This is a genomic window from Flavobacterium sp. ST-158, assembly GCF_058309975.1.
On the sequence record NZ_JBZEEN010000003.1, the window covers coordinates 102,680 to 119,444 of the forward strand.

Sequence of the window (16,765 nt, forward strand, 5' to 3'; positions counted from 1 at the left end):
TTAATGGAGATTATCATCGATGTATTTATGACTGTCTTAATGATAGTATCAGTTTATTTTATCTTAAAAAAAATAGATCCTAATTTTACGCTAAACATAAAACGCGACATCTGTCCTAAGTGTAAAACTAAATTGCCTATTATTAGAAAGCCTAAGAATCTGGAACAAGAGGTTCTGGGAAAGCATACATGTCCCAAATGTGGAACGGAATTAGATCAGTTTGGAAAATATGACTGATTAAGAACAATAGAAAGAGTTTTTTTTTCTTATGAATAGGGATATGATTTTTGTAAAATAAATTATAAAATATTGTTTAGTCCTGAAAAAGTGATACAGGATTAATAAAAAATAGTCAGTCTAAATTAGACTGACTATTTTTTATTTGTGAATTCTAAGTTGTTTTTTCCTGTCCTTTATTTTTAATATAATCATTAGGAGTGATGCCGTACATTTTTTTGAATTCGCGGCTAAAGTATTTGGGATCATTAAATCCAACCTGTAAAGCGACTGACAGGATAGAGGTTTCGCCTTTTTGGAAAAACTCAACGGCGTGTTTTAGGCGTTGTGTTTTTATAAATTCGTTTAAAGACAAGTTGGTAAGCGCACTAAATTTTTTGTACAAAACTGATTTACTCATACCAATTTCGGATGTAATAAAGTTGAGATCTAAATCGGTGTTGGCAATATTCTCTTCGATGATTTGTTGCAGTTTTTGCAGGAATATTTCATCCTGTGACGATTCTACATTTGTTATAATTGGTAATTTTAATATTTGTTCGCTGTATTTTTTTTGCAGCGCCACTTTTAGAGATAAGAGATTGTGTATGTTAAGTTGTAAAATCTGATCACTAAAAGGTTTGGTGATGTAGGCATCGGCACCATGTTGCAGACCGTGTATTTGGTGTATTGGAGCCGACTTGGCAGTTAACATAATTACAGGAATATGAGAAGTACGCACATCTGTTTTTAGTTTTTTACAAAGCTCCAAACCATCCATAACAGGCATCATTACATCACTAATGATTAAATCCGGAAGTGTTTTAATAGCATTTTTCCAGCCTTCCAATCCATTTTCACTTTCATAAACCTGATATTGATGCTCTAAAGATTGCCTGATAAAATCCCTTACTTCATCATTATCTTCAACAATTAATATAGTTGCTGTTTTATTTTTATCATCTGTAACCGGATTGTCAAGGAAGCTCTCGGAAGTGTAGTCTCCAATTTCTTCATAAATAATATTTTCAACTTTAGGCATTGGGCTAATATCACTTTCGTTTAAATGGTTTTTATCAAGTTGTAACTGAACCTTAAAAGTGGTTTTTCCTTTTTGAACTGTCGTTGCAGGAGTGCTTTTTACACTGATTTTTCCTTTGTGAAGTTCTATTAAACTTTTTGAAAGCGCTAAACCAATACCTGTTCCAAAGCTTTGTCCTGCCTGATAAAAGTTTTTGAAAATAAAATCGATATTCTCGGCATCTATACCTACGCCATTGTCAGTAACGTTAATATTTACTTTTCGCTTTTTTAAGGTAATTTCCAGTTTTATACTACCATTGTTTTGGGTAAATTTGAAAGCATTTGATAATAAATTAAAAAACACTTTCTCCATTTGGTCTTTGTCAAAATAAACCAAAATTTGAGGATGACTACTTTTAAAAGTGTATTCAATATTTTTTGCTTCAGCAAGTGTTTGAAAATGGTCAAAAGTTTCTTTTAAAGCACTTACAATGTCTTCTTCAAAGAAATAAAGACGTAAATTACCTGAATCGGCCTTTCTGAAATCTAATAATTCATTTACTAATCGATATAAGCGTTCGGTATTGTTTTTAATGCTGAGTGCATATTTATTGGCCTGAGTATTTTCGGTAGTTAATTGTTCTAATTTTTCAATAGGACCAAGAATCAATGTCAACGGTGTTCTGATTTCGTGAGATACATTAGTGAAAAAATCCAATTTCATTTTTTCAAAATGAAGCTCTTTTTTAAGATCTGCCCTGGCTTTAAAAAATTTGATGATGTAATAAGCTATTGCAAATGTTGTGATAAAATAGATGAGGTAAGCCCACCAGGTTTTCCAGATAGGAGGAAGTACCTCAATGTTAATTTTTTTGATATTTTTACTCCAAATACCATCATTATTGGCTGATTTCACTAAAAACTGATAGTCTCCTGCAGGCAGATTAGTATAAGTAGCCGAGGGCATATCTACATAATTCCAGTTTTTCTCAAAACCATCAAGTCTATAGGCATATTTATTTTTATTGGATTTTATAAAGTTTAATGCCGAAAACTCGATAGTGAAATTGTTTTGATTGTGATTAAAAGTCAGGGTATTGCTAAAATTAATGTCTTGTTTTAGAAGTTTGTTTTCATCGTTGATTTTGACACTCCTATTAAACAATTTGAGATTAGACAACACAACATTTGGCGGTATTATATTTTTTTGGATACTATGCGGAATAAAGCTGAGTAAACCGTTGTAAGTGCCAAAGTACATCCTTCCCTGACTGTCGTTTAAAACTGAATTGGTATTGAATTGAATATCAGGGAGGCCATCAAAAATATTAAAACTTCTAAAAGTATGTAAACGGAGATTGTATTTTACCAGGCCATTATCAGTACCTATCCATAAGTTAGAATCATTATCTTTTGTAATGGATAATATATTGTCACTAGGTAAACCATTAGTAGTATTGAAAATTTTAAAAGTATTGTTTTTCAGATTGAGTAATGCCAGTCCGCTATGATAGGTTCCTGCCCACATGTAGTCTTGATTGTCTTCCAGAAAACAGTTAATATTGTATTTGAAAGACTTGTTTGAGCTGTCTTTAAAATTTTTATATTGAAGTTTTGTTCCTTGGTAAACATAAATTCCCAGAGGAGTACCTACCCAAATAGTCCCTTTTTTATCTTCCAATAAGGTATTAATTGACTTGTCTACATATGTTTTTCCATTGGTTGTAAAGAAACTGAATTTTTGCTGGGCAATATCATAAATATTAAGTCCAATATCTGTTCCAACAAATAATTTATTTTCTCTATTGACAACTAAACAATTGATATTGTCCGAGCCAATACTGTTACTGTTGTTGATATTTCGTTTAAAAACAGTAAAACTCGAAGTTTTGGGATCAAAAAGATTTACCCCCCCTAAACCTGTTCCTATCCAAATGTTTTGGTTCTTATCAATGGCAATGGCCTTAACCAGATTGGAACTTAAACTATTTTTATTATTAATATCATTTTTATAATTGATAAACTGTTGGTTGTCCCTGTTAAAGTAATTTAAACCTCCGGCTTCTGTACCAATCCATAAATTGTTCTTACTGTCTTCAACAATAGAGCTGATTATATTGCTGCTGATACTATTTTGGCTGATATTATTTTGATATATGGTAAAAGGCGTATTTACCGAATAAACCACATTAACACCTCCAAAATAAGTCCCTATCCAAACAGAACCATTTTTATCCTGAAAAATATCATAAATAGAGTTCTGGCTTAGGCTGTTGGGGTTTGTAGGATCGTGCTGGTAATTGATAAATTGATGGGTGTAGGGATTTAAAATGGATAAACCATCCTGGGTACCAATCCAAAGCGAACCATTTTTATGGAGCAAAATTTTGCGTACATTATTATTTACCAATGAGTTTTTATCATTGTTGTTTTTTACAAAATGAGTCAGTTGTAATGTTTTTTTATCAAAAAGATAAAGCCCGCTTTTTTTGGTTCCAATCCAATAGTTTAAATTTTGATCTTGTATGATGCTTGTAATAGGATCATTATGTGCCCCATTTTTAAATTCGGATCTGAAATGTCTTTTTATAAGCAGTTTTTTATTGGCAAAAAATAATTCATATAGTCCCGAGGAGGTTCCCACCCAAATATGATGGGCATGATCTTCAAAAAATTCAGAAACCAGCAGGCTGTTTTTCGCAATTTTGATGGGAATGATTTTTTTACTGTTGGCAGCTTTAAATTTTAACTGGGTCAACGAACCTATCCATAAATTTCCCTTAGTATCTTGTAATACCTTCAAAAGACCTTCGGTTTGTGGCAAAATAGTTTCGAAAGAATTGTCTTCGGAATGATATAAATCCAGCCCCCCGGTAACCACCCACATTTTTTTATTTGAAGCGAGTTCCAGTTTTTTTATAAAATCATTGGAAGATATACTGTTTTTGTTTTCCGGGTCATTTTTAAAAACTTTAAATGTACGCCCGTCAAAACGGTTTAAACCATATTTTGTGCCCAGCCAAATGAAGCCGGTAGAGTCCTGGCTGATTGATAAAACAGAGTTGTTTGAAAGACCATTGGTGACATCTAAATGGTTAAATGATAATGATTTTCCCTGTGCCCAACTTTTTGAAGCTGAAAAAAACAAGCTCCAAAAGTAAAACCCCAAAAAAAGAAATCTAAGATTATGGTTTTTATAAATCATTGAAAGTTTTTAAGGATTATAAATTAAGCAGCACTTAGATGCTGTTAAAATATTTAAATTTTATGTTTAAGAATATATAAAGATATGTGTTAAAATAGCACTTATTATGATTATGGATATGTGTCAAAATTAATAGAAATTTTGTAAGACTAAAAATAATAATGATTTAAATGGATATAAATTTAGCGCTTAATTCTTAATAATTTATAATTTATTAAATGTTTGAAATTTCTAAAACAAGGGAAAAACTTTCTTCTCTCATAATTATTTAAGATCAATTTTTATGTACTTGTTCAGTATCGAATATAAAAAAAACAATAGTAAATCTAAGTTCCATTTAATCAGTATTTTGAGAATCACGGAATTCAATAAAAAAGGAAAAAAATACACTTATTAAGGAAGTATTTAACCCTTAAATGCTATTGTTAATCGCAACTTTGTTAATAATCAGAACCATTTTTTTGACAGAACTAATTTTGATTATGCCTTTATACTATTCTGAAAATAGAAAGTATTGGTGAAAAAGTTCTTTCTGAAAAACTTTAAAATATAAATTAGGATTAACCATGAATAATAGTATAAATAAGATTTTTGTTTGCATGTTTTTTATGAGCATTAATTTTTCATGCTTTGCGCAACAAGAAGCGGCTATTTATAAGGCGTTTAAGAAGAACAGCCAGAAATGTGATTTACCTGATTTTTCGTATGCCGGTTACCATTACGGAGAACAGCCCGTTCCCAATATTACAAAAAATGTAATAGACGTAACCCAACATGGTATTAGCGCCAATTCCATGAAAGACCAAACCAAAGAAGTGCAACAGCTTATAGATAAAGTTGGCGCCGATGGGGGAGGTGTTTTATATTTTCCAAAAGGGGTTTATTATTTTAATATGAATCCCAGAGAAAAGCGTTTTTTGCAAATAAATCATAGCAATGTAGTATTGAGAGGTGAAGCTAACAGCAGTAACGGAACTGTCTTTTTTGATGGTTATCCATTGACACAAGATGATATAAGCCCATGGCTATCTCCGGCTTTAATTCAAACAGCCACTAAATTGCAGAGTACCGCAAGTTTTTGGGGAATAGATTATCCTAAAAATGCGGTAAACCATTCAGAAGTGATTTCAACTAGTGCGGGTGCTGTGAACGGAGAAATTCAGGAAGCCCAGGTTTTGAACCAACTGATTAAAAATGCCAAAAAAGGGGACAAAACGTTGTGGTTGAAAAGCACAGCCCAATTGGCGGCCAATGACTATATTTTGTTGGGCTTATACAATAGTGACGAAACGGGAACACTGATTAAAAGTATTATCAGCCCTGTCAAAGAGTTTTATGATTTTGAAGCGTCTGCCAAAAGCGCGGGTCCCAGTAGTGCGCCCTCTTACCAATGGTTGGTACAAATTGAAAGCATCAGTAAAAATAAAATTACCTTAAAACAACCGCTGCGAAGAGATTTTGATTTAAAATATGAACCTGTTGTGGCCAAGGCTGAAATGCTTAGTGAAATTGGTGTGGAAAATATCTATATAAAATCGGGTTGGGCGGGATATTATTGCCACCACGGTTGCGAGGGAAGCGATAAATACCAAAGCCATGAGATGGATTACGGCTGGAATGCCATCAATTTTTGCAGAGTTGCCAATGGTTGGATAAAAAATGTGACTTTGGAAAATTTTACCAGTCCGGTTTATTTGCTAGACAGCCGTAATGTTACCGTCGATGGAGTTGAATTTCTTGGTTTTGATGGTCACAGCGGGGTTAAAGTTTACAGCCATGCCAGTGATAATTTAATCCAAAACCTGAATTTCAAAAACAATTTTACCCATGTATTAAGTGGTGAGGGCAATGCGTATGGTAATGTTTTCAGAAACGTCACTTATAAGGCCGTCAGCGGAAAACCAGGTTTGTTTGATTTTCATGGGTTCAGTGACAGAAGGTTTTCGCCTCCTGCCGAAAATTTATTCGAAAACATTAAAGGGCTGAATAAGATAAGTGGTGGCGGAGCCGCAAACAATCTACCGCACACAGCCAATTTCAATACTTGGTGGAATGTGGAACTAGCTGATTTTAACGCTAAGGATTCAGAGTTGTTTTTTAGTTGGCAGTCACCTCTAAAAGGTTTGGTCAAAGATAATTTAAGCCATCAAATGTATCCCAAAAGTATTTTGGCAGGAGTTTACCAACCCCAATTTAAGGTAACCATAAACGGCAATTCTTCCGACACCAAAGACCAATGGATTTATACAGAAAATTTTAATAAAGGAAAAGTGTATCCATTGTCTTTATATGAAGCACAATTAAAGAGTAGACTTTATAAAATGAACTAAAACAGCTGTTTATAAAATATTAGAAATCACAACAAAGGAATATTTTAACCTAAAAAAGGATGATTATCCCCTTTTAAAATTCCAAATCAGGGTAATTTTGATATTATCTTTTTAAAGAAAACGTTTTCGCAGTCCGAGTAAATAAACTAACTTAATATTATGAAAAATGAACCGAATAGATGTATGTAAAACAGGCTAACCTTTAACAACAAACCAAAGAAAAAGATTTAACTAAAACTAAAATAATAATTATGAAAAATTTAAATTTGAAATACCAGCCTCTTACTAAGGTTTTCAGACATTTTTTTGTTGGTATTTTTTTGATAATTGCACCAGTTTTTGTGCAGGCACAGAGCAGAATGATATCGGGCTCTGTACATGATGATAAGAAAGAGCCTTTACCGGGTGTTACTGTTTTGGTAAAAGGAACAAAAGTAGCCACTTCAACCGATTTTAATGGTGAGTTTAAAATCAAGGCCGATTCAAAAGACCAATTAGTTTTTTCCTATATAAGCTATGAAACGGCTACAGTTGCAGTAGGGGGAAAAACTTCCATAAATGTAACTTTAAAATCTACAACCAGTAATCTGGATGAGGTTGTTGTAGTTGGATACGGAACCGTGAAAAAGAAAGATTTAACCGGGGCTGTTGCCAGTGTATCGATGGCAGATATTAATAGAGCACCCGTTCGTTCTTTTGACGAAGCTTTAGCAGGACGTGTTGCCGGAGTTCAGGTTACTTCTTCTGACGGTAGACCGGGTTCTGGTGTTGATATTGTAATTCGTGGTAATAACTCGCTTACTCAGGCTAATAGTCCATTGTATGTTATTGATGGTTTCCTGATTGAGGATCCTAACAATAACGTAATCAATCCGGCTGATATAGAATCTATTAATATCTTAAAGGATGCTTCGGCTACGGCTATTTATGGAGCTCGTGGAGCAAATGGTGTTATTGTAATCCAGACCAAAAAGGGTAAAACAGGTAAGCCTGTATTTAGTTTTAACAGTACTACAGGGATTCAAAGTTCAATATCCAGAGTAGAAGTAATGAGCCCGTACGATTATGTGAAATATCAGATAGAAGTTGATCCTACTGATGTTGCTCCAGTCGGATCACCAAAAACTCCGACTGAACTTTATCTTACCGGGCCAGGAAGAACATTAGACTATTATAAGACGGTTAAGCCAGTTGACTGGCAGGATTTAATTACCCGTACAGCAATGTATAAAAACAATGATTTTGCTGTAAGAGGAGGAACTAACAAATTTAAATACGCAGCTTCTCTTTCTATGGTGGATCAGGATGGTATTGTATTGAACTCTAATTATAAAAGATATCAAAGTCGTTTAAATCTTGATTATAATGTTACTGATAAGTTGAAAGTAGGTGTTAATGCGAATTATAGCTTCTTGAAACAAACCGGATTAGATCCAACAAAATCAGATTTTGCCGGAGCAACTACGTCAAATGTTTTTGCATCTGTATGGGGTACACGTCCGGTTCCTTCTGAAACATATAATATAGAAGAAGAATTTGTTGATCCTAGTATAACCAATGCTTCTGATTATAGAGTAAATCCGATAACTGCTCTTGAAAATACGTATGACGTTACCAGAGTAAAAAACTTTGGATTTAATGGTTATGTGGAGTATTTATTGGCTAAAAATTTGAAATTGAGATCTACTTTTGGAATCAGTGAAAATAAATCTAAAAGAAGTGAATTCTATAATTCAAAAACGTCAAGAGGACGTGTAGGAGGTGTAAATGGAGTTAATGGACGTATTGGTAATAACAATTATACTAACTGGTTGAATGAAAATACTATTACCTGGGATAAAACCTATGGTAAATCAAAATTCAATGTTTTAGGAGGATTTACAGCCCAACAAAGAAAAGACTGGTTCTATGGTTATGGAGAAACTCAATTGCCTAATGAGGATTTGATGTTTGATGGATTTGGACAGGGAGTTCCTACGCGAATTGATCCTACGAATACCAGATGGTCAATGGCTTCGTTTTTATCGAGAGTGAATTATAATTATGGTTCTAAGTATATGGTTACGGCTTCGATGAGAGCGGATGGATCTTCTAAATTTCCTTCTCAAAATCACTGGGGATATTTCCCATCAGGAGCAATTGCCTGGAAATTTAAAGAAGAGAATCTCCTAAAAAACAGTAAAGTGATATCAGATGGTAAGTTACGTGCCAGTTACGGACAAACCGGTAACAACCGTGTAGGGGCTTATGATTATCTTACTACTTACTTCAATCCAATAGGAAGCTCCTATGCTTTCGATGGAGTATACATGGATGGAGTTATTCCTAATACACTTGGTAATTCTGAATTGAAATGGGAAACTACAGAGCAAATGGATGCCGGTATCGATTTAGGATTCTTTAATCAAAGAATTACTTTTACTGCCGATGTGTATAAAAAAACAACCAAAGATTTGTTGTTGAGAACACAAATTCCAAATTCTTCCGGATTTACTACAGCATTTAAAAACGTTGGTAGTATAGAAAATAAAGGATTGGAATTGTCATTGGAAACTAAAAACATTGTTACCAAAGATTTTACATGGAGTACCAGTGCTAATATTGCGTTCAACAAAAATAAATTGTTGGCTTTAAATGAGGGACAGGATTATATGGAAAGTACTATTTCCGGCTTTGACGTAAATACGAGTGGTTATATTGCAAAAATAGGACAACCTATAGGACAAATGTATGGTTTAGAGTTTTTAGGAACTTACAAAGATGACGAATTTGATATTCAGTCTAATGGGTTACCTCTTTTAAAATCGACTATTGCCGGTAATGGAAATGTAAGAGCCAATATCAGACCTGGAGATGTTAAATATAAAGATCAAAACGGAGATTTAACTATAGACAAATTAGATTATACTGTGATTGGAAATGGTATGCCAAAACATACCGGAGGATTTAGCAATAATTTTAGCTACAAAAACTTTGATTTGAATATTTTCTTCCAATGGTCGTATGGCAATGACGTTCTAAATGGTAACCGTGTGGTATTTGATGCTCAGGGAGCCGGAATTAATAAAAACCTTTTTGCAAATTTTGTAGACCGTTGGACTACAGAAAATCCAACTTCTGATGTTCCACGTGTTAGAGGTTATCTTGGTTCTGCAGCCGGATATTCAAGCTATACAGTTGAGGATGGCTCTTATTTAAGATTCAAAACCCTTTCTTTAGGATACAATGTAGATCAAAAATTGGTTACTAAATGGCACCTTAAATCGTTGCGATTCTTTGTTTCGGGGCAAAACTTATATACCTGGACCAAATATTCAGGACCGGATCCGGAGGTTAATACTAACAGCACTGCCTTAACACCGGGATTTGATTATTCGCCTTATCCTCGTGCACGTACAATTGCTTTCGGTACTAACATTACATTTTAATAACATTAAATTATTTTCAAAATGAAAAAGATATATATATTATTGGGTTTAATCGCCATGGGCACAAGCTCATGCGAGAGCTTTTTGGATGAAAAGCCGATTGATAAAGTTGGATTGGAGCAGTATTATACAGATGAACAAGGTTTAACCCAGGTATTAGCAGGGGTGTATGACATCTTGGGATCTAGTAATGTTTATGGTAATTCAATAAACACAACTTTTGAAATACAATCGGATGAGAGTTTTTATGGTCGTAACGCAGCATCAGGTTTATCGGTAAACGTTTATACTTTTGCTGACAATAATATTGCGAATTATTGGACTGACCTTTATAAGGGTGTTGGAAGAGCCAATGATTTGATTGCAAATATTAATGTGCCAACTATGGATGAAAGTGCACGCCAACAAATTTTGGGAGAAGCTTTGTTTTTAAGAGGCTATTATTATTTCTTATTAGTAACCCATTTTGGAGATGTGCCTTTGCGATTGACCCCAACAACAAGTCCAGTAGGAATTAATATGGCCAGAACTCCAAAAGCTGAAGTTTATGCACAAGTATTGCAAGATATGAAAGAGGCTGAAGCAAAAGTTACAGCTTCACCTACATCGTCCATTAAATTCCCTGGTCGTGTTTCAAAAACCGTTGTTCAGGGGATTCTTGCCAGAGTATGTTTGCACATGGCGGGTTATCCGTTAAACGATACTTCAAAATATGCTGAATCTTTAACTTGGTCTAAAAAAGTAATTGATTCTGGTTTACATGCTTTGAATACAACCTTTGATACAGATCCTAAGTTCAACAGTTTTAATGAAACAGTACCATCTGTTCCTGCAAATTCTAATAATGCTTACCGTCAGATATTTATCACTGCAGCGCAAGATAAGTATGATGTAAAAGAGAGTATGTGGGAGGTAGAATTTAAGGGGAATCGCACCGATGGATACTTCGAATTGGGAGGCTTAGGAAGCCTGATTGGAATTGCTTTTACACCTGCAAATGGTTCACCTCTTATGAATTCTATTGGATATTGTTATGGATTCGTAAAGGGAACGCATAGATTATTCAAAAGCTATGATGCCGCCGGTAGAGATTTGCGTCGTGATTGGAATTTGGCCACTTACAGATGGACTATCAACAATACTACCGCTGTTGCAACTAAAACAGCCATCGACAAGACTGTTCAATACGGTAGAGATGCTGCGAAATGGAAAAGAGAATATGAAATTATTAATCCTAAAGATAAAAACCAAAGTGGAATTAATTTCCCAGTCTTGAGATATGCCGATGTGCTTTTGATGTTTGCTGAAGCAGAAAATCAGGTAAACGGCGGTCCAACAGCTGCAGCTTACGATGCCGTAAACCAGGTGCGTCGCAGAGGGTATGGGCTTCCGATAGGTACGCCAAGTTTAGTAGCTGATTTGCCTGCTGGACTTGATAAAGCATCTTTCCAACAACAAGCTATTGAAGACGAGCGTATGCGTGAACTATGTTTTGAAGGATTGCGCAGAATGGATTTGATCCGTTGGAAAGGGTTAGGTTATGTTACTATTATGAATGCTGTAGGAAATGAAATTGCATCAAGTCCAACATCTGCACCTTTGGCAATTGGGAATACCCAATATGGTAGGGTAACAGGGCAAAGTACAGCCCAAAAACACTTATTGTTTCCAATCCCTTCTGTAGAAATGTTGTCCAATAAATTGATAACTCCCGCTGACCAAAATCCAGGTTGGTAAAATCTAGTTTAATTACTGAAAGAGTTGGTAAAAATACTTTACTTCATTTTTACCAACTTTTTTATTACATAAGAAAAATCATGAAATCTATAAAGTGCTATTTAGTACTATTATCTTTTTGTAGCTTAACTGTTTTTGCCCAAAAAGATAATAGCAAGGATCGTTTTGCCATGAAAAAACTGATCCGTGATAATTTTGAATTTGCGGCAAAGCAATATCAATATTTAGAAAAGGCAACACCTTCAGATTCGATGCCTAAAACTTTCGAGAAGAATCGCAATGTGAATTCTAATGTTTATTGGTGGTGCAGCGGTTTTTATCCGGGAACACTTTTGTATATCTATGAATATACTAAAAAACCATTGATCCTGGAAGAAGCTAAAAAACGATTAGCGATATTGGATACGGTAAAATATTACACTAAAAACCATGATTTAGGTTTTATGATGTATTGCAGTTTTGGAAATGCTTATCGATTGACAAAGAACGAGGAATACAAAAAAGTGATTCTTCAATCATCTAAATCATTGGCAACCCGTTACCGTCCCGATGCCAAAGTGATTCAGTCATGGGAAGTGAGCGATGATGGATTGCGAAACGGAAAAGGTTTTGTAGGTCCGGTTATCATTGACAACATGATGAACCTTGAAATGTTGGCATGGGCGAGTAAAAACAGTACCGATAAGACTTTTGCAGACATAGCAGAAAATCATGCCAATACGACGATAAAGAATCATTTCAGACCGGATTTCAGCAGTTACCATGTTTTAGATTATAATCTAAAAACGGGTGAAGTTCTTAAGAAAGTTACCGCTCAGGGATATGCTGATGAAAGTGCGTGGAGTAGGGGACAGGGATGGGCATTGTACGGTTACACTATGATGTACCGTTTTACAAAAAATCCTGCTTATTTAAAACAAGCAAAGGGAATTGCTAAATTTATACTGAATAACCCAAAATTACCGGCCGATAAGGTGCCATATTGGGATTTTGATGCACCTATAACTCCAAGTACTTTGCGCGATGCATCAGCAGCTTCGATTTATGCATCAGCATTATTGGAACTGGGACAATACACTTCGGGAAAGGAAAAGAAAAATTATGTAGATGTTGCCAAGACCATTTTGAAATCATTATCGAGTCCAAAATACAGAGCTCAATTAGGAACAAATGGAGGTTATTTGTTGATGCACAGCGTAGGTTCGATTCCGCATAACGGAGAAATTGATGTTCCGTTGACTTATGCTGACTATTATTTCCTGGAAGCGTTATTGAGATACAAAAATTGGTATTTATAACTTGGGGGTAAGTTGTAAATTCGAAACACATAGAAACATAGTTTTTTAGTTTATAAAAAATTAGATGTAGATTTAATTTAAAAACAACTTCAAAATCGGTGTTCTATGTGTTTATTATTTTGTTATACAAGTAAAAGTTTACAAAACACTTGTTAGGTAATAACTTTAAAAGATAATTTTACTTAAAAAAGGAAGATTATAGTATAAAAAAGGAAGATTTTACGCTTAAAAAAAAAAGGCATCTAGGTAAATTTGAAAATGTTTTATAATGAAAAAATCAAAGTCTTTTGGAAAATTAATGGATTAATGTGTGTGAAGATTAAATTGAAGAATTAATTTAATAATTAAATAAAAATATTGTTTAATATCATGTTAGAATCAATTAAAATATACCATTCCAATAATAAACAGATTCAAAAGGGATTAATCCTTCTTTTGAATCTGTTTACTATAACAACGGTTTCTGCCCAGAAGCAAGCCAAAATATTTGAAGATTATAAAAAAGACAGAAGTATCCTGCCTGATTTCTCTTATGTAGGTTATCATCAGGGCGAAAAGAAAATCCCCAATATCACCGATTATAAATATTTTGATGTTACCGATTTTGGTGCCAAACCAAATGATGATATTTCGGATAAAACAGCGATACAATTAGCCATTGATGCGGCCAATAAAAACGGTTCAGGTATTGTTTTTTTTCCAAAAGGACGATTTTTGGTTAATGAAGAAGGAGATGGTGAAAATTCCATTATTTCCAAAAGTGGGCATATCATTTTCAGAGGAAGTGGTTCTGGTCCAGAAGGAACGGAGTTGTTTATGAAAAACAATCTTCCGCCGGCAAATCCTTCCCAAATGTGGACCGTTCCGCCATTATTTGTTTTTACGAATTCGGGTTCTGATAAAAAAATTGGACAGCTTACTGCAGCTGCTTCTGTTGGTGATTTAACTATTCAGGTCAATACCACCGAAGGTTTGGCAGAAGGCGATTGGATTGTGCTGAAATTATTGGATAACAATAAAGATTTAATTGCATCAGAATTAAAAAATAATAAAGTAGAAGCGGAGTGGAAAAACCTTTTAGAAAAAGGAATAAGTGTCAAGGTTTTTTATCAGATTAAAAAAATAAAGGAGGGAATGCTTACGCTTAATGCGCCCATTGCCTATGCGATTGACCCGAAATATACTTGGGAAGTCTATAAATTTGCCAATAGCGAAGAGGTTGGGATAGAAGATATTGCGTTTGTGGGGAATTGGAAAGAAAAATTTGAGCATCACCGTTCCTGGAAAGACGATAGTGGTTATACCATGCTGAATATAAGGAAAACCACTAATTCATGGATGAAAAATTGCCGCTTTACCAATTGCAGTGTTGCGACAACCATTGGTCAGAGTGCCAATATCACGGTCGTAAACTGTAAAATTGATGGTAATGCAGGCCATCAGGCCATAAATTCCAACGGCTCTACCAATGTGCTGATTGCCAATTGTGTTGACGAGGCTTCGCAATGGCATTCTTTTGGTTCTTCCAATGGATCAATGAATACCGTAATTTGGAAATGTACCTATCCCGCAACAACTTGTTTTGAGTCCCATTCGAGCCAACCGAGAAACACCTTGCTTGACGGTGTCGAAGGCGGTTTGATGAATGGTCGTGCCGGTGGTGCTATGGAAAACATGCCCAATCACATGCAGGGTTTGGTTTTATGGAATTATAAACAAACCAATGAACCTTTCAACGATTTTGAATTTTGGCCAACGAATGCGGTGTCTGAATGGTGGAGAATTCCAAATCCGGTAATTGTTGGTTTCACAAGTAAGGGAACCACTTTTAAAATGGAGCAAGTCGGACAGTCCGAATCCATAGGTACTGCAGTTGAACCTGCTTCTTTGTATGAAGCTCAATTAAAATTGAGGTTGGGTAAATTACCCAAATGGATTAGAGAAATGAATTAATTCAATACATTTTAAACTAGTCCAGAATAGTTTTTAAACAGCATTTAAAATATTTCAAATTGAATAACTAATTTCAAAATAACCAAAATTATGAAACTTAATAAACAAGTAATTATTTATCTAATTTGCTTTATTTCCTTTGGAAGTACAGCTTATAGTGCCATTAAACTTCCGTATTTGTTTTCGGACAATATGGTGTTGCAGCAACAATCGCATCCCTTGATTTGGGGCTGGAGTACCGCAGGAGCCCAAGTTAGCCTTGTTACATCCTGGAATAAAAAGAAGGTTACCGTTACTGCCGATTCCAACGGAAAATGGAAAGCAAACGTTACCACTCCTGCAGCAGGAGGTCCTTTTGAAATAAAAATAAGTGAAGCCAACCATAGCGTTACGATTAAAAATGTTTTGATAGGCGAAGTATGGCTTTGCAGCGGACAAAGTAATATGGAAATGCAAATGAAAGGTTTCAAGGATCAGCCTATTCTTGGTGCCAGCGATGCCATTTTTAATTCGGCCAATGACAAAATCCGGTTGTACACCGTGCCAAGATCAGTTCAGAGAGCCGCTCAGGATGATTCAGCTAAGGCAACATGGAACGAATCTGAACCCGAATCGGTTACCAACTTTAGTGCTACAGCTTATTACTTTGGGAGATTATTGTATGCGAAATTAAAAGTGCCAATTGGACTGGTATGCAATAGCTATGGAGGTACTCCCGTAGAAAGTTTTATGGATGAAGAAGCATTGAAGCCATTCCCTGATATTACCTCTTTTCCTTCTAAAACAGATACTTCACAAAAAATTACTAATCAGAATGCCACTACAGTCTATAATGGAATGATGCATCTTTTTCTGGGCTATACCATCAAAGGCTGTATCTGGTACCAAGGTGAAAGTAACCAAACACGTCCGAAACAATACGAGACCTTGTTTCCTGCTTTTGTGCAAATGCTGAGAACAAAATCAAATGACGACAATCTTCCGTTTTATTATGTTCAGATTGCCCCTTACAAACATTATAAACCTGCTGAAGCTACTCCCAACCTAAATTCAGCCTATTTGAGAGATGCCCAGCGAAAAGCTTTGGCAGTAATTCCCAACAGTGGTATGGCCGTGACAATGGATATTGGTACAGAAAATTTCATCCATCCCTGGGATAAAGAAACGGTGGGAAAGAGGCTGGCTTATATGGCACTGGCTAAAACCTATGGTTTAAAAGGGTTTCCTTATGCCTCTCCAATGTATGAATCAGTAAGCTTTGCCGGTAATGTGGCTACTGTGCAATTCAGCAATACGCCCAACGGTTTAACTTCTTACGGAAAGCCATTAAGCTATTTTGAAATTGCCGGAGCCGATAAAGTTTTTTACCCTGCAAAAGCGGTAATCTCTAAGGGAAAACTAGAGGTATCCGCTCCAGAGGTTGCTAATCCCGTAGCTGTGCGCTATGCGTTTAAAGATTTTGTGGTAGGTGACTTGTTCAATACTGAAGGGTTTCCTGCCAGCAGTTTTAGGACTGATGATTGGTAATAATCAACCAATCTTAGATTAAAAGGAGGGAGATAAAGAGTTGGGAGT

Annotated in this window: 7 protein-coding genes; 6 read left to right on the forward strand and 1 reads right to left on the reverse strand. The window is 35.1% G+C overall.

The features are described 5' to 3' along the window. Positions 1–391: 391 nt before the first annotated feature. On the reverse strand, positions 392–4,444 hold the full coding sequence (locus AC4FRF_RS06275) for a hybrid sensor histidine kinase/response regulator transcription factor (protein WP_491158635.1): 4,053 nt from the start codon (positions 4,442–4,444) through the stop codon (positions 392–394). Positions 4,445–5,010: 566 nt separating this feature from the next. Between AC4FRF_RS06275 and AC4FRF_RS06280 the strand changes: the two genes are divergently transcribed. The 6 genes from AC4FRF_RS06280 (at position 5,011) to AC4FRF_RS06305 (ending at position 16,717) form a co-directional block, all read left to right on the forward strand. Further along, positions 5,011–6,774 carry a DUF4955 domain-containing protein gene (locus AC4FRF_RS06280; RefSeq protein WP_491158636.1) on the forward strand — a complete coding sequence of 588 codons (1,764 nt, stop codon included), beginning with the start codon at positions 5,011–5,013 and terminating at the stop codon, positions 6,772–6,774. A 251-nt stretch (positions 6,775–7,025) separates the two neighbouring features. Further along, on the forward strand, positions 7,026–10,202 hold the full coding sequence (locus AC4FRF_RS06285; protein WP_491158637.1) for a SusC/RagA family TonB-linked outer membrane protein: 3,177 nt from the start codon (positions 7,026–7,028) through the stop codon (positions 10,200–10,202). 21 nt (positions 10,203–10,223) lie between these two features. Next, on the forward strand, positions 10,224–11,939 hold the full coding sequence (locus AC4FRF_RS06290) for a RagB/SusD family nutrient uptake outer membrane protein (protein WP_491158638.1): 1,716 nt from the start codon (positions 10,224–10,226) through the stop codon (positions 11,937–11,939). A gap of 80 nt (positions 11,940–12,019) precedes the next feature. Beyond that, a complete protein-coding gene (locus tag AC4FRF_RS06295) occupies positions 12,020–13,237 on the forward strand; it encodes a glycoside hydrolase family 88 protein (protein WP_491158639.1) in 1,218 nt (405 codons plus the stop codon). A 369-nt stretch (positions 13,238–13,606) separates the two neighbouring features. After that, the gene (locus tag AC4FRF_RS06300; protein WP_491158640.1) at positions 13,607–15,190 is read left to right on the forward strand and encodes a DUF4955 domain-containing protein; all 1,584 of its coding nucleotides are present in this window, start codon (positions 13,607–13,609) and stop codon (positions 15,188–15,190) included. Between the two features lie 90 nt (positions 15,191–15,280). Next, positions 15,281–16,717 (forward strand): sialate O-acetylesterase, encoded by a 1,437-nt coding sequence (locus tag AC4FRF_RS06305; RefSeq protein ID WP_491158641.1) that lies wholly within the window; start codon positions 15,281–15,283, stop codon positions 16,715–16,717. Positions 16,718–16,765 lie beyond the last annotated feature (48 nt).

Bases quoted from the DNA above. Each gene is read 5' to 3' on its own strand.
- AC4FRF_RS06275 (WP_491158635.1), bottom strand. From the start codon at position 4,444: ATGATTTATAAAAACCATAATCTTAGATTTCTTTTTTTGGGGTTTTAC.
- AC4FRF_RS06280 (WP_491158636.1), top strand. From the start codon at position 5,011: ATGAATAATAGTATAAATAAGATTTTTGTTTGCATGTTTTTTATGAGC.
- AC4FRF_RS06285 (WP_491158637.1), top strand. From the start codon at position 7,026: ATGAAAAATTTAAATTTGAAATACCAGCCTCTTACTAAGGTTTTCAGA.
- AC4FRF_RS06290 (WP_491158638.1), top strand. From the start codon at position 10,224: ATGAAAAAGATATATATATTATTGGGTTTAATCGCCATGGGCACAAGC.
- AC4FRF_RS06295 (WP_491158639.1), top strand. From the start codon at position 12,020: ATGAAATCTATAAAGTGCTATTTAGTACTATTATCTTTTTGTAGCTTA.
- AC4FRF_RS06300 (WP_491158640.1), top strand. From the start codon at position 13,607: ATGTTAGAATCAATTAAAATATACCATTCCAATAATAAACAGATTCAA.
- AC4FRF_RS06305 (WP_491158641.1), top strand. From the start codon at position 15,281: ATGAAACTTAATAAACAAGTAATTATTTATCTAATTTGCTTTATTTCC.